Origin of the sequence: Blautia sp. TM10-2 (assembly GCF_003480845.1) — a bacterium.
GTDB lineage: Bacteria > Bacillota > Clostridia > Lachnospirales > Lachnospiraceae > Fusicatenibacter > Fusicatenibacter saccharivorans.
Genome location: NZ_QUJZ01000003.1, coordinates 158,761 through 183,086, shown reverse-complemented (window position 1 = coordinate 183,086; position 24,326 = coordinate 158,761). Strand labels below are relative to the sequence as shown.

17 protein-coding genes and 1 pseudogene are annotated in these 24,326 nt (G+C 39.3%); 2 read left to right on the top strand and 16 right to left on the bottom strand.

The features are described 5' to 3' along the window. Positions 1 to 10: 10 nt before the first annotated feature. The 16 genes from DXD92_RS04170 to DXD92_RS04080 all read right to left on the bottom strand — a co-directional run bounded on the left by DXD92_RS04170 (position 11) and on the right by DXD92_RS04080 (position 22,472). On the bottom strand, positions 11 to 898 hold the full coding sequence (locus DXD92_RS04170; protein WP_117802238.1) for a type II secretion system F family protein: 888 nt from the start codon (positions 896 to 898) through the stop codon (positions 11 to 13). Between the two features lie 4 nt (positions 899 to 902). Then, positions 903 to 1,784: a type II secretion system F family protein gene (locus tag DXD92_RS04165; RefSeq protein WP_117802239.1), complete on the bottom strand. Its 882-nt coding sequence runs from the start codon at positions 1,782 to 1,784 to the stop codon at positions 903 to 905. Continuing rightward, positions 1,781 to 3,157, bottom strand: coding sequence for a CpaF family protein (locus tag DXD92_RS04160; protein WP_118640139.1), 1,377 nt, complete (start codon positions 3,155 to 3,157; stop codon positions 1,781 to 1,783). Before DXD92_RS04160 ends, DXD92_RS04165 begins: the two co-directional genes overlap by 4 nt. A 2-nt stretch (positions 3,158 to 3,159) precedes the next feature. Beyond that, positions 3,160 to 4,923: an AAA family ATPase gene (locus DXD92_RS04155; protein ID WP_117802241.1), complete on the bottom strand. Its 1,764-nt coding sequence runs from the start codon at positions 4,921 to 4,923 to the stop codon at positions 3,160 to 3,162. Positions 4,924 to 5,000: 77 nt separating this feature from the next. Beyond that, the gene (locus DXD92_RS04150) at positions 5,001 to 5,687 is read right to left on the bottom strand and encodes an RcpC/CpaB family pilus assembly protein (protein ID WP_117802242.1); all 687 of its coding nucleotides are present in this window, start codon (positions 5,685 to 5,687) and stop codon (positions 5,001 to 5,003) included. Positions 5,688 to 5,819: 132 nt separating this feature from the next. After that, complete coding sequence (locus DXD92_RS18350) at positions 5,820 to 10,370, bottom strand: serine-rich protein (RefSeq protein ID WP_158581763.1); 4,551 nt, start codon at positions 10,368 to 10,370, stop codon at positions 5,820 to 5,822. Between the two features lie 21 nt (positions 10,371 to 10,391). Next, a complete protein-coding gene (locus DXD92_RS04120; protein ID WP_117802248.1) occupies positions 10,392 to 10,937 on the bottom strand; it encodes a hypothetical protein in 546 nt (181 codons plus the stop codon). A gap of 13 nt (positions 10,938 to 10,950) precedes the next feature. Beyond that, complete coding sequence (locus DXD92_RS18470; RefSeq protein WP_158568362.1) at positions 10,951 to 11,118, bottom strand: hypothetical protein; 168 nt, start codon at positions 11,116 to 11,118, stop codon at positions 10,951 to 10,953. A 130-nt stretch (positions 11,119 to 11,248) separates the two neighbouring features. After that, positions 11,249 to 12,715, bottom strand: coding sequence for a hypothetical protein (locus DXD92_RS04115; protein ID WP_118640136.1), 1,467 nt, complete (start codon positions 12,713 to 12,715; stop codon positions 11,249 to 11,251). Between the two features lie 2 nt (positions 12,716 to 12,717). Beyond that, on the bottom strand, positions 12,718 to 13,617 hold the full coding sequence (locus DXD92_RS04110; RefSeq protein WP_117802250.1) for a hypothetical protein: 900 nt from the start codon (positions 13,615 to 13,617) through the stop codon (positions 12,718 to 12,720). After that, positions 13,571 to 14,524 carry a single-stranded DNA-binding protein gene (locus tag DXD92_RS04105; RefSeq protein WP_117802251.1) on the bottom strand — a complete coding sequence of 318 codons (954 nt, stop codon included), beginning with the start codon at positions 14,522 to 14,524 and terminating at the stop codon, positions 13,571 to 13,573. The genes DXD92_RS04110 and DXD92_RS04105 overlap by 47 nt, the downstream gene beginning before the upstream one ends. Before the next feature lie 15 nt (positions 14,525 to 14,539). Beyond that, positions 14,540 to 15,019: a hypothetical protein gene (locus DXD92_RS04100; RefSeq protein ID WP_118640135.1), complete on the bottom strand. Its 480-nt coding sequence runs from the start codon at positions 15,017 to 15,019 to the stop codon at positions 14,540 to 14,542. Then, entirely contained in the window at positions 15,003 to 15,893 is an 891-nt protein-coding gene (locus DXD92_RS04095) for a hypothetical protein (protein ID WP_117802253.1), read from the bottom strand. The genes DXD92_RS04100 and DXD92_RS04095 overlap by 17 nt, the downstream gene beginning before the upstream one ends. A 115-nt stretch (positions 15,894 to 16,008) precedes the next feature. Then, the gene (gene dnaE / locus DXD92_RS04090; RefSeq protein WP_118640134.1) at positions 16,009 to 19,902 is read right to left on the bottom strand and encodes a DNA polymerase III subunit alpha; all 3,894 of its coding nucleotides are present in this window, start codon (positions 19,900 to 19,902) and stop codon (positions 16,009 to 16,011) included. A 99-nt stretch (positions 19,903 to 20,001) separates the two neighbouring features. After that, positions 20,002 to 20,811: a hypothetical protein gene (locus DXD92_RS04085; protein WP_118640133.1), complete on the bottom strand. Its 810-nt coding sequence runs from the start codon at positions 20,809 to 20,811 to the stop codon at positions 20,002 to 20,004. Between the two features lie 134 nt (positions 20,812 to 20,945). Beyond that, positions 20,946 to 22,472: a thrombospondin type 3 repeat-containing protein gene (locus DXD92_RS04080; RefSeq protein ID WP_117802257.1), complete on the bottom strand. Its 1,527-nt coding sequence runs from the start codon at positions 22,470 to 22,472 to the stop codon at positions 20,946 to 20,948. Positions 22,473 to 22,700: 228 nt separating this feature from the next. Here DXD92_RS04080 and DXD92_RS19465 point away from each other — a divergent pair. Further along, positions 22,701 to 23,123 (top strand): annotated as a pseudogene (locus DXD92_RS19465) (single-stranded DNA-binding protein); the annotation flags it as partial. 343 nt (positions 23,124 to 23,466) lie between these two features. Beyond that, positions 23,467 to 24,306 (top strand): class B sortase, encoded by an 840-nt coding sequence (gene srtB, locus DXD92_RS04070; protein ID WP_117802259.1) that lies wholly within the window; start codon positions 23,467 to 23,469, stop codon positions 24,304 to 24,306. Positions 24,307 to 24,326: the final 20 nt, after the last annotated feature.

Sequence of the window (24,326 nt, the reverse complement as noted above, 5' to 3'; positions counted from 1 at the left end):
TTCCTTCCTTTCAAAAAAGTGTCCCTGTTAATTCTGATAGTATTGGAATTATTAAGAATACGATCATCGGCATAAGCTGGAAAATAGCCATCGGCAGTAAAATTGTATTTGTAACCTTTCCAGCTCTTTCTTTAACCGCCAGTACATGGGTTTCCCTAATATCTTCCGCTTTTCGGGATACGGTTGCTGCAATCGAAACACCTTTGGTATAAGAAGTCGAAACGTTAAGAACAAAATCACTTAATGTTTCTTCATCATATCGCGCTGCGACATCTTCCATGGCCTGCTGCCAGCCGGAGGCTCCCATTTGTGATTCACTAAGCGCCCTCAGAAATTCTGTTGAAATTAATGATGGAAATTTCTCACAAATAACCAGCATTGCATTTTCAATAGGCATTCCGATCTGCAGTTCTGCTTGAAGCAGATCCAGAAATCGTGGCAATTCATCTGCTATTTGAGCTTTCATAGATTCCGCCTTTGCATTTAGGGTCATTTGTTCATAGCCAACTAGAATAAAAAATCCCAAAATCCCGCAAGGCATAAAGTACATGGACGATACAATAGATAACACTCCACAAATCGTAAGCAAAATAATTGCATATGTATATCTCATTACCATACGCTTCATATCTGGTTGTTTTCTTACTAAACTGCAACTCTGATAATATTTCTCCGTTTTTATTCCAAATTTATTTGCTACAGTATCTGGCTTTTCATATCCGTAAATTGCACTATACATTTTTGAGTCAAAATCATGGAATAGCCAATCGTCCGGGTGTTCGCTGGCATAACGAGTCCCTTTATGTTCCAAATTATAGAAGATCGCTGATATAAAAATAATAAAAAGAAAAATAGCTATCCCCAGTAAAATAGAAATAGAAAGTGCATCAAATTCCATAAAATCACACCCCTTTCTGTACTCGTTTAAGTGTTTTATGGTTGATGATAGATCCTACAAATGGCATACACAAGATTATCACAAACATCAAAATATGAATAGAGTCTTGAAAATAAGTGTCAATATAGGATGGACTGGTAATGCAAAAGTACAAAATAGTACCAGGTGCAATAAAATCAAACATCCAAACCATCGCACTTGTTGCAGCAAAAATACTTTTAATTTCCCTGCGCATCATAATTCTTTCTTCAATGTTTTTAGCAATGGACAACACCACATCTGCTTCGTGTCCACCAACTGTATCTTGTACAGCAATTGCAAGTGCAACATCTTGTGCATCTTCATTACCACAATCATCCGCCATTCTTTGAAAAGCTTCCGATACAGGAAGCCCCATTTGGAGATCAGCTGACAACTTAGCAAAACATTTTTGCATTGACGGATGGACAAATTTACATTGAGCAACATCTTCTACTGCTCTTGCAATGCTTAACCCCGCTCTTAGAGAAGATCCCATCTGGTTTAAAGCTCTGGCATAACGCTCCTCATATTTTTTCTGTGTGCTATTTCGAATTATCATAAGAAGAATGTCCGGGATCAGAAATCCCATAAATGCCATTAAGATAGAAAAAAGGCCATTTTGAGAGAAGAAATATACAAATGCGCCTACCGCTAATGGCGAAATGCCCAAAATTAGCAAATATGTACTAATAGCCATCCGAGAACCTGATTTTTTTATCACGCGTTCCCGATCTTTTAGGAATACGGTAATGAAATCATCACCTACATTGACGCGACTTTCCGAGCAGTGAACTTTCGCAATAAAAAAAAGCGAAAATAACATAATGGAAGAGCAAAATAATGCGATAACAATAGAAAGACTCACGCCTTAATTTCCTCCTTTGGTACATTAATCTGAAAAATGGTTTCGTCTACGGAAATACCATGGTCCCTAATTTTCCTAATAGCAGTCTTAGGAACGTTACCAGTTGCATGAAAGATTTTTTTCTGTCGATCATACAAAAAAATATCATTAAGTCGTAATTTTCCAGAGTTTTCCAGTCCATCAACCTCTGTTATTGCTGTTATTTTCCTGCTGCCATCAGGAAAGCGTGACAGCTGTACAATTATCTGAACAGCTTCCGCAATTTGCAATGCTATAGATTTTTCGGAAAAATCTGCATTCTTATCGTAGGAGTACAAGATCGGAATTCGCACATCACACATGTTTCTGGGGCTGTTTGCATGTATGGTACTCATACTCCCTTCATGACCAGTTGACATAGCAGAAACCAGATCTATGATGGATTCATCACGTACTTCACCTAAAATAATCCGATCTGGACGTTGACGCAAAGCAGCTTTAACGAGCGATTTCTGGTCAACCATTTCCATATCCTTTGTGCTTGAAAGCCGAACCTCCATTCTTCGGACATTTTTCTGCTGCAATTTTAATTCCAAGGTATCTTCTATCGTAATAATCAGATCATTTTCTGCAATATAAGACGATAGCATATTCAGCATTGTGGTTTTTCCTGTACCAGTACCACCAGAGACAAAAATATTTAATCTTCCCTTCACACAGAGTGTCAAAAAGTACAGCATCTGTCTATTCATAGATCCCATTCTTACGTAGTCCGCCCCAGTAAGTGCAGATTGTGAAAATTTACGGATTGTAAGTGTTGCGCCATCCGGGGAAACCGGTGGAATGGTTGCATTTACACGGCTTCCGTCCTGAAGCCGTGCATCTACAATTGGATGACCAATATTTATCTGGCGATTTACCTTTTGGACAATTCGCTTGATGATGGTCTGAAGGTGAGCCTCGCTATTAAAAATAGTCGGAACTGGTTCTACTTTTCCATGACGCTCGACTACTATATTGTCATATCGTTGTACAACAATTTCTGTAACTTCGGGATCTTGCAGATATTCTTCAATAGGACCATTGCCCAGAACCATCATTCCGACCGTTTTTTCAATGCGTTTCTGAACTTCAAAGGTAACTTGCAGCTTTTCACATTCGGCTGCGATTGCCCTCCTGATAGGTGCATCCAGATCATCCAAGTTTTTTGTAATCAGATCCTCGGAAAACTGTTCAGAAATAATCTTAATAACATCTGTAGCATAGTCCTGTTCTTCTTTTGTTGGCTGCACATGTTCAGATCCAATTTTTTCAATAATGCGTTGTTTTTCATTCTCCTTTTTCTGATACTGTTCCTTCATCAGTGTCGGAGAAGAAGACTGTGAAAATGACATATCTATCCTCGCTTTCCAAACAACCGTGCAAACAATCCTTTCTTTTCCGGTTGTTCAAGAGCATGCTCTTCATCAACAATTTGGGATACGATCTTTCCAATACTTTTCGTAAAATCGTTATTAGGGCTATATACAAGCGGTTCTCCATTATTGCTCGCGCGTCGAATATCATTTGTATCTTTGATAAGTGCAATGCATGGATAGGGCTTATTTGTCAACGGATTAATAAATGTTTCTTCCAGCTCATCCGTTCCCAACCCTACTGATTTTTTAGATTGTACTTTGTTGATGATGAGGCCGATTTTATTCATATCAAAATGCAGGGCATCCAACATTTTTAACAGCGAATTATTGCAGTTGGCGGTATTGAAGTTCTGCGTAAGTACAAGAAATACCTGATCTGCTTTGAGAAGCGTCATATAAGACGAATCTCGGGTGTTGTTTCCCGTATCGCAAATAACAAAATCGAAGCCTCCGTTTTCAACAATGTTATTCAGCATAATTTCAAGTTCTTCACCTGAAATATCCATACTGTCTTCATTCGAGGTCGGTGCCAGGAGTGCATACAGTCCGGATGCTTCATTCTTCTGCAGAAATCGTTCGATCTGTGTAGCAGAATACTGAATCGAATTCAACTGCTCTTTCGTGTGGCGGCCATGCTTGTTTACAGGCATGCGTTCCAATTGCCCACGAATTTCGTCAGCCCATAAGGTCATGCACGCTTTATTTGGATCATACAGCAAGGTTCCCATAACATCCCCAAAGTCAATGTTATAATCGACAATGCAGACCTTAAATTTATCGCGGCCATGCTCCGTAAGCGCAAGGTATGATGCCAATTCGCAAGAAATTGTTGTTTTTCCAACGCCGCCTTTCGCGGAATACACAGTAATTATTTTGGCACGTTTTTTGGTATCTCCAACTTCCTGACTTATCTGTTTTTCAAGCATTGACTCCTGTTTCTTCTTCTCTTCTTCTTTTCGTTTCTGTTCGGCAATTTTTTCCTGTTCCCGAACTTTCGCCATCCTGCTCCGTAAGTCAAGTGTATAATCATCCTCTTCCTGATTCGAATCATCTGTATCGTCTTCCATGACAGGCGTTTTCCTTGATGCCGGTATTTCCTGATAATATCTGGTATTTTCGGCATTCCGAGCTATTGGTTCAGAATGTTGAACTTGAGAAGGGCGTTTTACACGAGCAGGTTCTCTTGATTCGATAATATCTTCGCCTTCATCCTCCTCTTCGTACTGTACTGCACCAGTATAGATATCATCAGATAATACAGATTTTTTCTGGGCAATAGAATCTTTTCTATTGTCAGGCACACGTTCTGGACGATTGTCCCGAAAGCTTTCCGAATTTACCGATGGCATTCTGGATGTAGAAAGTGTTTTTTCGCGGGAATTTTCAACTTTGCTTCTATCCGGTTGAATTGTGATAACTGAATTATTATGGATAGCATCAATAAGTTGTGATGCCGACTTTACAATGCCATAACAGGAGATTCCTTTTTCAGCAGCAAGTTTTAATGTATCTACATTTCTGGCATAACATGTAACAGGAATATTATAATCCCAATCTGGATAATACTGCAGAATATCCGCATTCAATACAATTCTATCCGGCGAAAACATTTTAAGCTTTGCCTGTGTCTCATTGACATTATTCAACGTAATGATTTCTGTTTCAAAATCATCACTCAAAATCATTCGACTTTCAATATCCGTTGTGAAAGAATAATTCTGGTCAATTAATAATATTTTCATCTGTAAATAGCTCCTGTTAAGAGGTAGCTTCTCCTTTCTATAATGTATCAACTGCCCAAATGGGCAGTTGATATGTATTATTTGTTTGGATTATATGTAGGTGTTTCCTCATCCGTATATTGATAATCGGTACTATCAACAACAGCCAGATTCAATGTACTATTATTCTGTGCATTAATCAGTTTTAAGGATTGTTCTGCGTCTACTTCTATTGTGGCTGATGTTAATGTTCCTTTTTCGCTTCGTTCTACGGCGATAACGCTCATGTTTTGAAACAATAATGTTGTTCCTACGCTATCATCATAACCTGTGGCATATATGTTAATATGCGACCCTTCCCTAATGCCATCGGCAGCCCCTGTCACAGAATCCAATGGAATTGTTACCGCTATCATTCCAGCATGAATATTTTTTTCAATGTCTGATCCACCATTCACAAAAAGTTCTGAACGTGTCAATGGCATACCTTCTGCCACATCCATGCGAAGGTGATCACCGGAATTTAACACTTCTGTCAACTCTGATCCAGTGATGAATCTTGATTTTACATCTGCCGTTTTACCAGCCGTAACAATTTTGGAATCGCAACGAATAGGAGTAAGCATCTTTTCTGTCAATGCCGTACCTGATTCGTAATTCGAGTTAAAGACATATACGGTTGTCTTTTGTGGTGTCAAATAGAGGTATAACGAAACACCACCTGCTGCCGCTACCAAAATAGCGATAATAAGGATAATAAGGATTTTTCTGTTTTTTGAATTCATGTTGGTTCCTCCTTCTCTTATAGTATTGTAAAAAAAATTTTAATAAGTGAAAAAATATCCTGAACAGGAATCACTGCTCAGGATATTTAGGTTTTGTTGCATTCCCCATCTCTGCTTTTTCTATAGGAAACATCAAGCTGACATAATCGTTTTCGCCTTTTTCTGAATCAGGATCTCATCAAGCTCGATATTAGATGGTGGATTAATGTTCAATCTGCTGATCTGTACAAGAATGGGTTCCGCATCTTTAAAGTCAAACGTTCTCGAGGTTTGGCAAACAAACCATCCGGTAGGACTTCTTGGAAACCATTTGACCAGATCACGATCGTCAATGCGTTCTTCACGGCCAACCGTTCGTACGACAACATTAATATCATCTGTCCGTTTGAGTCGCCCAGCAAATACAAGTCCGCTATTAGCAATAACTGAAGATGGCATATCTGCTATTTTCTGCGTGATTGCAAAAATAAACAATCCATATCCGGCAGACTGATCCAAAATCTGTTCAAATTCGGATTGTCCGGACATGCCAAAATTTTGTCCGCCGCCAGTACCTGCACAATCATTTCCAGTTAATACTTCGTTGGCTTCTTCCAATACAAGAACAGTTTCGTATTGATCATCTGCCAAATATCCGCCTTCATGCGCTAATGCAAACTTAAAGAATCCACTTGTAATAACACCAAAGATGAAATTTTTGAACGTGTTTTCAAGACCTTTCGACTCTAAAACAGTAACCTCATCAGCTCCTATCAAATCATCAATAGCAATGCCTTCTGAGCTGCCGTACAGCTTGGATTCGATGGAATATTCTCTTGAGAAGCAGGAAAGACGCTCTATCAATCGTGCATATGCATCTTTCGTGTCGTTTCCTGATTTTCCTGCCCCTGTGAGTTTGTCTCGCTTTTCCTCCATTCTACGGTATATAGACTGAAAATTAACTCTTGATGATAATTCAGCCACTAAATCCTTACTTTCGCTATCCGATCCTGAAACATCGAATACTCCATTTTCCTTATACAGTTCGTAAACAACGTCTGCAATCATTTGCTTTCCACGCTCTAATAATCCATAAGCCCGGCAATAAATATCAATAACTCCGTCTATCCAAACCTGCGGATTAACACCATGAGGCACTTTCCAAGGATTAATATGAATTGGGTTAAAATTAGGATTTCCCATAGAATAGAAGTTAAAGCGTTCTGGTTCCACAAAACGTGCCAAGGTACGCCAATCCTGTTTCGGGTCCATAACAACAATTCGTAATCTCTTTCCTGTCTTTTTTCGCCGGATTTTTGATAATTCCGCGATAAAACGCATAGCTGCCACAGTTTTTCCTGACCGCGATGCTCCTGTAAAAAATCCATGCATTAAATTGTTTTCATCGATTCTATAGTCAAATGCTGTTCGATAACCATGCTCAAAAGTAAAACGTTCTGGATTAAGAATGGTTCCCATATATATGTCTCCCTGCATACGTGCTGGAACTGAGAATTTAGGAACATCTTGTACAATCGAAAATACGCCTCCCTCTGAGACACGCGGCAGATGCGTGTATGCAACATATTCTTCCGGGAGCAGGACTGTACAGTATTTATACTCTTCTGCTCCAAATACATTTTCTCTGGTTACGTCTGCAGAAAAGGCTGAAAAGTGATATAACAAATGTTTTTGCTCTGTCTCAGTTAAGTCAAGAACTTGAACTGGGTTTACCATCGCATACTCGTTTTGCCATGTTGACTTTGCAACTGCCTGTGCGGTGGAAAGAGCGTCCAAACTCGGACACGCAATGTATACATATGTATAAAAAGCTCCCTGTCCGCGCAATGCTTTTTTTATACGCTCATTTTGATATTCCATCAATTCAAGCAGATCTTTGACTCCCTGATCCAGCCATTGATATGATTTGCTGTATCCAATAGATGGTCCCAAGCCCATAGAACTACTGGTTCCCATAGAAGATGTTCCGGTTGTTCCGTTGCTGGTTCCTTGTGAAGACCCATTGGAAGTTGTATAGCTGTTTCCATTGGACACGCTTTCTGTATTTCCAACGTTTTGTCCATATCCTGTGGAAGCTGACTGTGACACAGAATTTGTGAGTGTCTGTCCTACCGATTTGCCAAACGTCTCACTCTGACCAACAGATTCAGATTGTCCATAGTTTTGAGACTGCGAGTAGCTTTCGGATTGTCCATAGTTCTGACCATAGCTTACACTATCAGATATTCCATAATTCTGTCCTACATTCTGGCTTACGGATTGGCCATAATTTTGACCATAATTTACACCACTGGATATTCCGTAATTTTGTCCAAAATTCTGACTTGCGGATTGTCCATAGTTTTGACTCATATTTTGGCTTTGTGACTGTCCAAAATTCATGCCGAAATTCTGACTCTGCGATTGTCCAACATTCTGTGATGCGCTGATACCCGTTGATACTCCATGACCATAAGACATTCCCATGCTATCCGAAACACCGACAGAATTACTAATGCTACTGCTTTGTCCATATCCATAAGACTGCGATAAGCCCGCACTTTCCGATATACCATGGCTTACGGATTGGCTTACACCATTTCCGATGCTGTAAGAATCGCTGACTGATTGATTAGCTCCCCAGCCTTGGCTGATGCTCTGACCAATATTAGTTCCATAACTTTCATTGGCTCCATAGCTGCCGCTAATGCCCGCAGAACTGCCATATGACAAAGACGCTCCTTGAGATGTACTTTGTCCATGTGAGACTCCGCTGCTCATAGAGGAACCAGAGGATGTCCCAAAGCTTGTACCATGGCTTTGTCCAACGCTATTGCTGATGCCATTGGATGATGATTCTCCAAATGACGCTGAATCGCTGCTGCTACCGGAAATAGACGCATTTCCACTGGCTGTTCCAAACGGAAGCCCCAATGAACCGCCAAAATTGCCGCCAAATGTTGAACTATGTCCTGCTGAAGATGATTGTCCGTAGTTAGCAGAACTTCCATGGCTGCTATTAACACCTTCACTCATACCAAATGAGGATGAGGATGAGACTCCCTGACTCAAACTTGAAGATGAAGATTGTCCAAAGGAAGCAGATTGTCCCCGATTCATACTCTGGCCTTGGCTCCAGCCATAGGATTGACTATTCCCAACGCTATGTGATTGCGAAGTATTTTGGCCATAACTCATATTATAGCTATTTCCTTGCGATACCGAATGTCCCTGAGAAATATTGGTGCTTTGGGAAATCCCTTGATTCTGAGAGGTTCCATAGCTATGAGAAATTCCTTGATTGAAAGATTGGGATTGTCCCTGAGAAATTCCTGTATTCTGGCTTACGCCATGATTCACAGAAGTTCCAACGTTTGTCGATTCATTTTTCGATACGCCAAAGGAAGATCCCGATGAAGTTCCATGACTCTGCCCAAAAGAAGTTCCACTCGAAGTCCCCTGACTCTGCCCAAAAGAAGTTCCGCTTGAAGTTCCATGACTCTGCCCAAAGGAGGTTCCACTCGATGACCCTTGGCTCTGTCCAAAGGAGGACCCATTTGAAACCCCTTGGCTCTGCCCAAAAGATACTCCGGAAGAAGTTCCGTGCGACTGATTTATGGAAAATCCGCTGCTCTGCCCAATTGAGTGACCAAAGGTCTGACCAAAGCTTACCCCCTGTGTATGTGATACTCCTTGAGAGTAGGAATTAGAAATAGACTGTCCCTGACTCTGCCCCATAGATTGTCCATAAGTCTGAGATAATGACTGTCCCACAGACTGTCCTTGGGATGTCGTAAAAGACTCTCCTCGTGCATAACTTACTGTATTGGCATCCGTATATGCTTTGCTCCATCCCTGACTTTGGGATGCATTAGCCATATACATCATCGGGATTGACAAATTTAGGCTTAAGGATTTCGTTCCCTGCAGTTGTCCATACCAATCTGTCATTTCAACCTGAGATTGGCGCTGCCAGCTCATCAATGTATCTGTATGTACAGGAGTTGAAAGGATTTCCAGAACGTACTCATAATCTGCCATACCTGTAATAATTTCTTCCAAGGTACCTTGTGAATCTGGGTTTACATTAGATCCGCCCATTCCTTTATTTCCGGCATCCTCCCCAGCTTTATTTGCTTTGGGAATACCGCGGACTACGGTGAGGTAATCCATATTGTACATCTTTTCCCTCAACCATTCGGTTTCTTCGGCATTTGCACATCGCATCTCTAATACCCGAAAAGTTCCCTGCATTGATCCGACAAAGCCAAGGAATCCGTGTTTTGCCTTTTCTTTTGCTTTGTTGATCGTAGACGCTACACCTTGAATTCCATAGATGTATAGCAATCCAACCGCTACTGGTTTTAGTACATTGGCGATAATTGTAATTAAGTTGGCATTCTGCTGATTGACTGCAGTTAATACTTGTTCCTGCATATCCATTAGTGCTGTTGACTGTTTGGCATCCGCCGGCAGCCGGATTACTCGTGCCATTTTTATAGCCTTATAGCAATGGATACGTTCGCCAGTAGATGGATTCATAACTTCCATCTCATAACACAGATATTGCAGATTGCGTTTTTCTGGATCTTTCGAGGAGTTTTCATCATATTCAGCCCACGAATCCAGAATGCGAAAGTCATCTGTCGGAAGAGTCTCTGTAACCGGATGTAATATTTGCTTGATTTGGAATAGTGAAAGCACATTTTCACCTCATTTCTCATTTTATAAAATATTGCTGTTGCTTCGCCCTCCATTTCGAAGGCCACGCTTTTGTGCAAAGGTTTTTGCCAATGTCTGTTGCTTTTTAAACTGAAATAATCGTTTCAGTTGATATCCAATCTCGCCAAGAGGAACTAAAACGCCAGTAAACCACATCATCGTCTGTAAATACCCAGGAATAGCATTTCCTGTTGATGTCGGAATGGCTTGTTCGAAAGATGCTGCTATCATTTCCGATGAGACTCCAGACACAACGCTTAATACTGCGTGAACCGTAATCAACGTGCCATAATATGTCGCGCATACAATTAACATGTGGTTTAGAGCATCCTTTCTCTGACTAGGCATTAAAAGCGCGACTAAAACACCAACATCCCACATAGCGCCCGATAATGGACAAATCAATTTTTTTCCGAACTCACCAAACATGTTGATCGTAAATAATCCAAGACAAAACACTGCTATCGGGAAAGCAATTGCTTTCAAGATATGCACTGCTTCATTTCTCGTCATGTTTTGGCGATATACGATTTCGTTATCGTTACGCATAACGTGCCTCCTTTCAAATCACTCCATGTTCATCTCTGGCAGCAATGTCATATTCTTCTTTGAGCAGCAATAATATGGTTCCAAGGACTCCAAACACCAATAAAAAGGAAAATCCATTACTACTCAACAAATACAAAAAATTGCTAACAGCATTTTGATTAAATGCTAAAAATGATTTCACGTAGTTCACCTCCCAGTTAAAAAGTTCTTTAACAATAGAATTAAAAAAAAAGGGAAAAATAAAAGAGCCTTGTAGTCAGCATGCTTTTCATGACTACAAAACTCCTTCTCGACTCTTTAGGCTCAAATATTTAATTTACTTCTGGGATTTCACGCTTAGAAAGATTGTATACAAAATGCCAACTTGAATCCTCTAACAGATTCACATCTTTTATAATTGCAGCAGATGTTACACGTATTTTTACGTAATTCAGTGCTTCAATTCCTTTATTATCGATCCACTTGCGTACCTGTGAATTAATAATCTCTTCCCCTTTACGATTTGGAACAATAAAGTTCAATGTATTGGTGAAATTCAATATTTTATTGCATTTTCCATTAAAATTTGTCTGGGTATGATTTCCACATTCATACTCAATGTACATTTGTTTGCCATCTAGTGTAGTGCAGATAATATCTGGAATATATGACATACCTTTGCGTATTTTTAATGGATGTTTACGGTTCCATATATTCACATTACGAAATCGTTCATTTTCTTTAAGAATTTCTGCTGTCAAAAAGATTCCATATCCATGAACAAGATTGTCATGTTCTGCAATTAATTTTTCAGCCATAGACATAATTGGCTTCTCTTGAAATAAAATTTCAAAAATTCGGCTTCCCTTTATTGAAAAATAAAAAAAACTGATTGTGGTTTTGACTTTCACCTTTTCTTCTTGTAAAATTTGACATCCAACTAAAAACTTTAACGAACTCCTTGTCTTTCCGTTTGTAATTTCCGGCATTTCTTTTGAAATTTCAGTATAAATATCACTGTAAAGAGAATATCCTTTTGTTCCAATAATACGAATTAACATTTTATCCTCATCAGATAATTGTTTTAACGTATCGTCATAATCTTCCAATGCATACTTATTGGCGCGTTCCTTCCGCTTACTTTTAGCAGCTTGAAATGTCCTTCTATGATCAGTTCCAGGAATAGAACTGCTCATAAGTTTTTTTCGAATCAATTCATCCTCCATATCCTCTGCATCGACGACAACATCCATTTCTTCATTAATTACCGGATCATTTGCTTCCGTTTCAATCAATTCAATTTTCCCGCTTGCCACTTTCTCTTGCATTTTAGGTGATAACTTAGTCATCATTTCTTCTTTTTCTTTGACTTCATTACACCTTTTTTCCAATTCCTCCATTGTCAGAGTTCTAGCAGTTGGCTCTTCAAGTAATTTTTGTATCTGCAGTTTCAAACTTTCTATTTGATTTCCGCGTTCTTCACATAAATCTGCCATTCTCTCCAAAATATCTTTCCGGGCGCTGATATATACATGAAATGCACTTTTGCTTTTCCGGATAAGCTCCAATAACTCGATTTTATCCCAAGAATATTCAATTCCAAGTTTCATTTCTTTAGGATCTTTGGCAAGTATATCTTCGCATAATTCCCGAACATTCTTTTCTACAACATCAAATTTAGATAATAATTGTTGGTTCTTCTCTTGAGAATTTTTCAGCTGTTCTTTCAAATCTCTTGTCTGTGCCAGAAGAATGTTATATTTATTTAATAGTGTATCAAATGATTTATCTGATCCCATGATTACTCTCCATTAATCTGTTCATCAACATAGTCTTCGGGTGTCCATTGCTTTACATCAGTTAGGTCAACTCCTTGCAGATTTTCTCCCATAGCAACCAAATTCTGCGTTATCAGCGAAAAATCAGAATATACCCTGTCTTTATCCTGTAACGCATTCTGAGCCGTTTCGGAATTATTTTGAGATATAGCCGAAGACATGTTTTGCAAATAGACTGCAATATCATTTTTGATCCAAGATAGCAGCATATCCTTCACTTTGGAATATTTTGTCTCAACTGTTAAAGCATCTGTTTTTATGGATAATGAGGATACCGTATCCAATTTTTCCTCATATAGCGGTGCCAAGGTCAAAGGATCTTCCTCTCCCTTCCCTAATCTGTAATCCAGCATTAGCACTTCTTCATATAACGATCGGCATTGTAAGTATTGATACAGAATTGTATCGTAAGCTTTTTCTTCTTTGATGTCTTGTACCGATACAACTTCCGGTACAATTTCTCCATTTTCATTGTAATTATAATCGGTCACCATAACTCCATAGATAAGAATAGATACGTAAACGCATCCTGCAATCAATACACCGCTCATAATGTTTGAAAAAATCTTTTGATGCTTCTGACTTTTCTCTTCCTGCCGTTGCTGCAATAATTCATTTATCTCCAACGAATCCTCTGAATATAATTCTTCCGGCTCTGCAGGCTCCCGCCGGATCGAAGCTAACCTCTTTTCTTTGCTCCTTTTTAATTTCACAGATGTTTTATTTTTAATACGCCGGGATCGTTGAAAAGAGATATGAGAATCTCCCATATCTCTTTTCATTTCCGAAAGGTTACGTTCTTCGACGTTTTTGGCTTCAATCTGATTCGCTGTCAAACGATCCGCTAATCTCGTCTGTTTCATCAGACTCTTCTCCCCTTTCTTGTGGGTCTGGTAATGTACAATTTGCTCCATACTCAATAGAATACGGAATTACTTCAACAGCCAAATATGCTATTTTACTGATCTGACCGCAATATGGACACTCATATTCTTTCACATAAGACCTTGTTTGTATTGCCCCATTTATGCTCACATTGGAATGGATATGCAGCGCCGCGGCATATTCTGCTGCTTTGAGACCGTAGGCTTTAATCCATACATAATCTGTCTTTTTGTCTACGCCATCCTCAACAATCCGGCGTTTACGGTTTGAAGCAATCTGAAACTGAATCATGGATGGTGGTTTCCCTTTTTCTCCGCCAGGCTGAAAAACAGGTTCCCGACATAACTGACCATCCAGGAATATTTGGTTTGAAAATTCAATTTCTTTCTCCAGATGTTGCCAAATATCACGTTCTGAAAGGGCAAAGAATCCCGTACTTAGTAACATGTTCTGCATATCATGGTCTAAATTGTTTTGCTCGACAAATTCATGGAAGGAGACTTCACCACGTTCCATAATATTTACAGCAATTGGATTCACATATACCTGAACACCATCTTCAATATACGGTTCCATTACTTCATGACAGTGCATGCATAAAGGTTCTCTTTGGTATTCTTTCGTGCATAATGTGCCTTTGATCTGGACAAAATCTCCTTCATTGATAAGCGTATATACATCCCGAATCATCTCTTCATGTTCTGTACGGACAAGAATACTATCTCTACGAATCTCTCCTCTAAGCAACAATTCTTCTGTAGCATAAGATTTTCGGTTCGTATCGACAACAATCTTTCCCAAGACATATTGTCCTGCTTTATTCTTGTATATCCGAGGTGGTTGTTTGACACGTCCATATAGATATACTGTGTTCTCTTTCGCCATAATGCCCTCCTGTTTCTATTGATTATATAGAGAGGCCATCCCCGTCAGCACATTAATGTCTGTTTCGAATATATGGCTATAATTCGTCAGATCGGTTTCTCCACTTTCAACAGATTCCTTATACTCTTTCATATGATCGAGTGCTGTTTGCATCGCTGTTATTAAGGATAATCTATCATCCTCTTTACCGACGGACGGCTGCATAGCAGTTACATTATCCAGTGTTTCCTGTAGTAACTGTATACTCTGCTCCGTGGCTTCAGTCTCGTTCTCATACACGCCATCCGTTGAATGTACCGCTTGGTTAAGACGCGTAGATAGTTCATTAACAAACACAGTGATCTGTTTGTTAATATAGATGCTATATTCCAATGTTGTCTGCGGATATTGTGTAGCATATTTACCAGTCGATGGATCTGCTGGCGTGACCGTACAACTGGTCAACCCGACTGCCATCACCAAACATGCGATTATTATCTTAGGTTGTCTCTTCATAGTAATTGTTCTGCGCTCTCTGAAATGGATACTGCATCTGAGCATTAGCGGTTTCCACATGTGCCGGATTGTTCTCAGAATGCCGCTCTTCATAATTACTATTTGCCGTTTGCAGCGTTTTCTCAGAGAAAGCGTCAACGCCTGTTTCCGGATTTGCTGGAACAGCAGGGGGATCAAAGGACTCATTCTTGTCATTATTCGCCTCTTCTTCTGGCTGAAGACTTTCTGTCGGCTCTTCCGGGGCTTTCGGGGCTTCGTCACTTTCTCCATAAGAGAACAGATCTGTGCAAACAAGGCTCTGACGGCTTTCCCTTTGGGTATCGTCAAGTACAGATACATAGCATGATACAGCAACATTTTCTCCTTCCTTCAAATTTGCTGCTGCCCGCTGAAATCTGCCAAGGCACGTTACTCTGCAATTATAATCTCTTCTTCCAGAGGGAATGCGAATATTCAGGAAGGTAACTTTGTCCGTAGGCGTTCTGATCGATGTTACGATACCGGCAAGCACTCCCCAGTTTTCATCAGCCTGCGCACCACCGCCTTGCTCCGGAATTGATTCATCAAGAATCTGTGTTAATCTACGTTTGGAAACAGCGATGCTGTCTCCAACAATTGTTGGTGTGGAATGATAATTTCCTTCCGCATCCTGTGTTCTACGGTTCTGCATATGCCCAGCAATTCGGACATGATCACCAACGCGGAAAATAATTGCCTGGTTAATGTCATAGAATCTCAGTTGAATATTCCGAATCTGCCTTTCTGCATTGGAACGAATAACTAAGATGCAGTTTCCGCGTTCTTCCATACGCATAGACACTACTGTGCCTGCGATATGGATTTCATTTTTCAGAACAGTTTTTGTGTTTTCCATGTTCTTCTTCTCCTTATCTGATTTTGAACCTCAAAATAAGGTCCTTACTATTAGTATTGTAAAATGTCCGAAAATTTTAGGCCGAAACATTTCTGTTTCGGCCCATGAGTGGATTTCAAAAATTCAATTTTCGAATATTACGTATAGCATCTGTTTTAAGATGCAATACATCGTCATTTAAAAAGATTTCCTTTCCCTTAAATTGTAAGTGTTCACGAATAGATCCATTGTCGCATTCGTAGAATATTACAGGATGTCCCTGCTCAACCAGATACGGTTTCAAACTTTGGCATACATCCGGCCATTCTGTCCTGGATTGGAAGCTGATAAAAACATGGTTGCTGTAAGGATGACATGGAAATATCTGCCTTGCAATCAATTCGTTTGAAAAGGATTCTTCGTCTTGTTTATTAAAATACCCGTATACTTTGATAACATTTCCATCTTTGATATATTTTTGGACTTGTTTGTAGTGTTGGGCAAAAACAATGCATGAAGCCAATCCGTCCCAATCTTCCAAATCAAATGTAACACCTATTCCGTCATTCCGCTGCCGAAATTCCTTAATATTGGATATAACCCCCATATAAATTTGTGGTTTTTCGGCTTCAGCATGTGATAAAGGTGTAATTGATTTATCTGCTTTTAAGAGTTTAAATTGTTCCAATGGATGTCCAGATATATAAGCTCCCAAAAGCTCCTTTTCTTCATTTAATTGGAGCAGCCAATTTTCTTTATCTGAGCTTTGTGAAAGGGAAATCTCTTCTTTTAATTTTCGGCAGATTTCTTCTGTTGTATAATCTTTGATATATTTGTTTTTTATAGCAAATGCCGGAAGAATTGCATTTTTTAGTGCAGTGCGTGAAAAACCACATTTATCTAATGCACCACTAACGATCAGTTTTTCCATGTCGGCTTTTCCAATAGAAACTCTTGCAAGCAGATCACAATAATTCTGAAATTTTCCCTTTTTCCTTTCTTCTATCATTTCCTGCATACTGGCACTTGATATTCCTTTAATTGCAGCCAACCCATACAAGATTTTTCCATTGTAATCAGAAAACTGCATTTCTGAACGATTAATATCTGGTGAAATCACCGAAACTCCCATTGTTGAACATTCCTTAACTGCAAGCGAAATCCTGTCTAATTCAGAAGCATTCAAAATCGCACACATAAATTCTACTGGATAATGGAATTTAAGCCATGCAGTCATATATGAAATCAGCGCATAAACCGCAGCATGCGACCTGTTAAATGCGTACCGCGCAAAACCTTCCAAAGATTCCCAGAGTGCTTCTGCATCCGTTCTGTCGGCACCATTTAAAACAACACCGTCTACAAACTGGGATTTATACTTTAGAAACTTATCTACTTTCTTTTTCGACATATATCGTCGAATAATGTCTGCTTGTCCGAGAGAAAAGCCTGCACATTCATGGAAAATGGACATTAACTGTTCCTGATAGATACATTGCCCATATGTTGTCCCCAATATTTCTTTCAATTGAGGGATAATATAGTGAGTTTCTTTCTTTCCATGCTTTGCTGCTATAATATCCGGAATAAAATCCATCGGGCCGGGACGATATGCGGCAACCAGTAAGATCAAGTCTTCAAATGAGTCTGGTTTAAACTCACGCAGCATTTTTTTCATGCCATCAGACTCAAATTGGAATATAAAGGATGTTCTGCCCTCTGCAAATATGTGAGAAAAAACCTCATCTTCAAATGGAAGTTTCTCAGGATCAATTTCAATTCCATAGTTTTTCTTTATTCTTCGAATAGATTCAGAGATGATATCCAGATTCTTTAAAGCAAGAAAATCCATTTTCAATAACCCAATCTCTTCTGCTTCGACCATGTTGCAGGATACTGCCCATTGCTCTTTCTGGGTATTATAATACATTGGAATATAGCTGGAAAGGGGCTTTCCATCGCCGATAATAATGCCCGCCGGATGTACAGAAAATGCTGTAATAGTACCTTCTATTGATACGGCACGATCCAAGATGATTCTATGTTCTTTCGAAGTTTCATAGTCTTTTAATATATCATCTCGATTTTCTGACAATGTGCCTGTTTTATTTGAAATATTTTTGCAGAGTTCTTCTCCGATCCTACGGATCTCTTTTCTTCCCTGCTCACAGATTTCTTTCGATTTTTTCCCTTGTTCTTTTTCTGGCATTGGGTACATTTCATATCCCCTGACTCTTGCCATATTCTGTATACAGGCTTTTGCAAGCTGCGTCATAACCGTCCGAATATACGCAACCGCAGAACTGCCATATTTTTTCATCACATATTGAATCAAATTGTCTCTAATTTCATTTGAAAAATCCACATCAATATCCGGCATGGAAACTCGCTCTTTATTTAAAAATCGTTCGAACAGTAAATTATATTGCAACGGGTCCAATGCAGTTATTCCCATACAATAGTTCACAAGAGATCCTGCTCCCGAACCGCGGCCTGGACCAACCCCATATCCCATTTTATATGGATTATTTATCTTGGCAATCCGTTTTCCCTCCTGCACATAATCGGCTACGATCAGAATATAATCTGCATATCCCATATCAATAATCGTATTAAGTTCATATTCCATTCGATCTATATATTTCTGTGAAATTGTACTTACTTTTCTTTTCAATCCGCAATAAGCCTTTTGCCGCAATAATTTCGGAGCATCGACACGCTGTCCCATTTCGTCCAGAAAAACCGGATAATGCTGTGCTTCAGGCACACGCGGAATATCAACATTGCATTTGTCACATATTACCCTGATATTAGCGATAGCTGACTTTACAATGTTTTCTGGAATTATCTCACACAATTTTTGAGATAATTCCGTATCTGATTTTAAATACAATTCCCTGTCCGAATCCGTCACTGGTTCAAACTTTTCAAAACGCAATGACTTCAGGTAGCTGCGTCCCTCAGCATCTTCTGGCCGAATGATATGCACATCATTTGTTGCGACAACGGAAACGCCATTCCTATACGCTAATTCAGCAAGAATTGGCATCACATAGGCTTCATCTTCCATACCATGATACTGCAGTTCCACATAGAAATTCCCCTTGAAAATCTTCTGAAATCGTAGTAATTCCTTCTCTGCCATTGAAATCAGTTTCTCATCCGGTTCTATTTCCCGATTTTTTTCTTGAATTTGGCTTTCATATTTGTACCATTGATCGAGACTTTTTTGGGCTTTTTTCACACGTTCCTTGTTTCTGGTCACTTCAGATGACTTTCTTTTGAGTTCGGCAGAGATATGCTGCAGCTTTTCTTTCGCGTTTTCGGTTTCTCGCATTTCGTTTTCCAGTTTCTGTTTCGTTGCTATGTATACCTGCGAATCCGCTTGCAATGACGCTAACCCTTGCAACCTCTTTTTATACGTCTTTTTTGCCAATTTCTTAGTCTGCTCTTTTTCAGATCTCAATGCTTCTACTTCAATAGACGTTTTTTCAATTTCGAACAATAATAATTTCATTTCCAGCGTATTTGGAGCTGGATATTTTTTCTGTCTCCTTTTTAACAGATCAATTTCATGTAGGATATGTTTATTATGCAACAGAATACAGCTTAAAACTCCATTTACGCAAGCACTTGACGCAATTACATTTCCACTTGCAAAACAAGACTCTAAGATTTCGTAGTTCATAACGGGCGACGGAATACGTCCAAGAGTAAGCATATGCTGGTTTGATAAAGTGACCGCTTTGCATAGCTCCTGATATCCTTCATAGTTCATGGGAAGCAGTATTAAATGTGCATGATCTGCATAATCCGTCTGAATGTATGCTTCTACGCCGGGGATTCCTTTTATCCCTATTGCGTTGCAGGCATTTAAGAATTCAACATGTCCCGCACACACTCCATGATCTGTCAGTGTAATCGCTTTTGCACCCATTTCCTTTGCTGCAAGGCACAGTTTTTCAATCTTATTCGTCGAATCCTTTAATGAATAGTCTGAGTGACAATGAATAAATCCATATGCTTTCAAAGTAAATCCTCCATTCTAAGATTAGTATCATTATTTTCTATTTTTCAGAAATTCACATATAAAAAAAGTGGGTTTCATTTTCTCAACCCACTTTTTTGCCTAAGCCAAAACACTCTGGTTATTTATAAGTTCTTGTGAATTATGGATTTTTCCTCCATTTCTACGATATACCTTTTGGCATTCACGAAAAATGCCATCTAATTCTCTTAACAACTCATTTCTTCCGTATTGATCAAAATATTGAAAAATTTCCTGTGTATCGGTTGAAACAAACTCCGATCCTGTTAATTGGCGTGCCAAACGTCCAATTTGAATCATTTTTTCTTTCGACTTTTCTCTCAAAATCCACTGTCGGGTTTCTAAATCCAAATCTATCCAAGGGTTCCATTTGGGCTGCTCCATAATCAGATAGGAGCCATTCTCGCATTTTCGAAAATAACATCCCGATGGTTCCTCGAAAGTACAATTTTTTACCAGATTGAAGCTCGGATATGTCGCAAGACCTAACAATTCTTTGGTTTCTTTAGCTACAGGATCTTTCTTTTTCTTTATTTTTTTTGAAGATTGATAATAATCTACTTTTCCAGAAATCTCGATCAAGGCTTCGATGGATTGTCTATAGGAAAGAAATTGCTTTAAGATGTCGTAGCTGTCATATGACATATTGCAGCAGTAGCAATGACATCGGCTGCCTGCTCTTCCATCGTAACGATTCGTTGATATTTTGCAATTTCCAAAATTCGTATCATTGTGATCCGGAGATGGACATAAGATATCTACTGTACTTTTTCCTAAGTTTCTAACCTGTATTGGATAGCCATTCATCAATAACCATTCTACTGCCTGTAACGGTGTAACACTGTTTACAAGATCTTGAAATTCTTCCTTATCGTATTTAATCGATTTCATTGTGACTCCCTCCATTTCTTTAATAATTGGCGGGCATGGATTTCAAATTATATTGTTTGCTCCTTTCGTCATCCATCCCAGTTATGGATAGAATAGAAAATATCTGCAAAAATAAAAGAGGCCAAAAGCCTCTCTTATTCTTCCGGATGATCCGCCGAATCATCTTCCATCTGATCTATTTGCATCTGTTCACGAGCTTCTTTTGTCGTCAAATCGCTCTTTTCTGAAGTTTTCGTCTGTTCTGATTCACTTAAAACGGGCTGTTCAGACACATCAGGTGATGGTGTTGGCGTTGCGGACGGAGTAGGTGTTGCTTCTTTTTCCGCATCTGTATCATCCTGTTTTTCTGAAATTGCTTCTTTTGAGAAGTTACTTTCTGATGTCTGTGATCCATCAGCGGAAGCGAAAAAGCTGATTCGATCTCCGGATATTGAGTTGAAGCCAAACCCTTTGAAATCAAAATATGAGATAGATACAATTTCTCCAGATTTGTTTAAGATTTTTTTCGCTTTTTCCGTGATTTGGATTGTTCCAATTCGTTGTCCCGTTGAATTATCTGCGCAAAGTAAATTTCCCTCGTAATCGTATCCATAAATAAGAACTATGTACTCTCCTCGTTCAGCGCTCATAAGTGATGCCAAGATGCATGCATTATCCTCGGCTATGGATTGTCTTACGAACTGAAGGTCATTTAATGTATTGCTGTTCTGTGTGTATCTTTTTGTGTCATCTGCGTCATATGAAATTTTCTTGATGTCTGTGATTGTATTTGCTCGTGTATCTGGATCAATATCCATTGCTGTCTTTTCTGTTCCAGTTATAAAGCCCGTATCTGGAAGAATCGTTGTTAAACCCTTGAAAAAGAGATTGCTATCTGGATATATGGAATGTCCGAAAAAGGAAAATTCAGAAATCTGCTTTAACTTTGTATCATACAGCTCAACAGACATATCTCCATCAATGCGCCACGCATTTTCTTCCGTTTTTTTATCCAGCAACGTCCGGACTCCATTTATGTTCTTGTAGACGTATTTGTTTTTCGAATCTGGAAACTGAGCGTATCCTGTAAATCCACAAAACCTATACCCTGTAATAGTTTCCACAACAGAACCATATGATTTTGATGCATAATCGTCTGCCCAAAGGATTACGTTTCCTATTTGATAAGGAGATCCAACTTCCTTCCCATTTTCCTGATCCGTCTTTTTCTGTTTATCTGCCAGAACAGTTTCAGCTTTTAACGGATTCGTATTTGTAACTTTCAATTCACAATAATCTGTAGCGCCGTCTCCATCTGTATCAATATTCCATGGATCTGTTCCATTCGTCTCTTCGTCTGCATTTGATAACCCGTCCCCATCATAATCGCCAGAAGGATCTTCTCTTAATACCGTATTTGCCTTTCTGATCGCTGTTATGTCTGTGCTGACATTAACGGTTTGTGCCGTAGGCACATAAAAATACTGCGGCAGATAAATAAATGCGAAAATTCCGGAACAGATGATCAAAGTGATCCCCAGCTTTTTTTGCTTCTGCTTTCTACTGGGTGTTATATTTTTTCCACGACTATTATATACGGGAAGTCCGGTCTGCTTTTTATGCTCTTTTTTAGGGGTGCGAACCTGTTTTTGCTGTGCTTTTATTTGCTTTAATCTGCTCATTCTGCTATCCATCCTTTTTTAATCATTTGATTTTAATTATAGTATTATAAAAATACATTTTTTTTCGTACGTGAAAATGGGAAAAAATATTTTTTGCTATTCTATACTCATAGAAAAAAGAAATTTATTTTTTTCTGATTTCTATATACTATATTTGAACATTAAATCGGGCGAAAGGAGAACCACAAAAGACTCCTTTCTGCCTCCATAAGAATTAGGAGGACAAGTATGAATTCAGTTGTATTAATGGGAAGATTAACGAGGGACCCAGAAGTGCGTTATTCGCAGGGAGAACGGCCGAACTGTATTGCAAGATATACTCTTGCTGTAGATCGCCGCTACAGATCGCAGAATAGCGATCAGCCAACAGCCGACTATATCAGTTGTTTGGCATTTGGAAAATTTGCAGAAATCGCGGAAAAGTATTTTAAACAGGGAACAAAGATTACTATTCGTGGCCGCATTCAAACCGGAAGCTACACAAACCGCGATGGTCAAAAAGTATACACAACCGATGTCGTTGTCGAAGATCAGGAATTTGCAGAAAGCAAAGCATCTGCGGGACAGGCAGCAGGAGCTGCTTATTCTCCACAGCCAACAGGTTCAGCTCCAAGCGAAACTTATCGCCAGCAGTCAACTTCCACAAACCCAAATGGAAATTACCCGAATCCGCCAGCAGGCACACCACAGCCTCCGACCGGAAACTTCCCGGGTCCACAGGGGAATGGCGCATCCATGAATTACGGAAATTCTGCAAATTCCCGGAACTCTGGATCTGCACCAACATACAACAATCCAACAGGCTTCATGAACCAGCCGCCAGTTGGCAACAATATGCAGCAGGGTAACAGTTACAATGATCCCACAGTTGGGATGAACAGCGGTTTTATGAATATCCCTGATGGAATTGACGAAGAACTTCCATTCAGCTAATCAGAAAGGAGAAAAAACGGGAAAGCTCTCAAGACATGAGGGCTTTTCTGTTGTATGAACCATGATAAGAAAATTTTTCAGATTATTAAGCATCTTAGTTTTATGTGCAGCATTGTTTTTCGGATACCAAACACTTGAATGGTCTAATAAATACAAGCAAGGACACGATGAATATGAAAAACTCCAAGCTCAAAATACACCGGAAAACGAATCTACGCCGGAAAACGACTCAGACTCAACGAAAGAACTTCCTTTTTGTCCAGATTGGACTGCTTTAAAAGCAGAAAATCCTGATATTGTTGGCTGGATACGCATGGACCCTACCTGTGATTATCCTATTATGCAGGCACAAGATAATGATTATTACCTCTATAAAGGATTCGGGCGCAGTTATAATATCAACGGAAGCATTTTCCTTTCTTCCGTGAACAGTTCCGATTTTTCGGACAAAAATTCTATTGTTTATGGTCATAACATGCGGAACGGAGATATGTTTGGTGATAATGATTATTACTATGAAAAATCGTATTGCCTTGAGCATCCCTATTTCTGGATCTATAGAGAAAATGGACAATACACCTATCGAATTTTTGATGTCATGAGGGTAACAGATGCAACGGAAGCTTATGATACTCAGTTTGCGTCGGATGATGACTTTGAAACGTACTTAAACGATATGAAAAATCAATCTTCCTATACGATTCCGGATGCCTGGCCTTCCAAAACAGATCATATTGTTTCCTTATCGACCTGTGTTGCTGCCCACGGATCTACCCGCATGATTATCCAAGGGAAATTGGTTAATATTACGGATTATTCTGGTGATGATATTCCGCTTACATCCCTGACCACACAAAACCAAAATTCTAACGATACGCCAGACAGTTCTGAACAACAATAGTCTCATAAGAAAAAGCGACT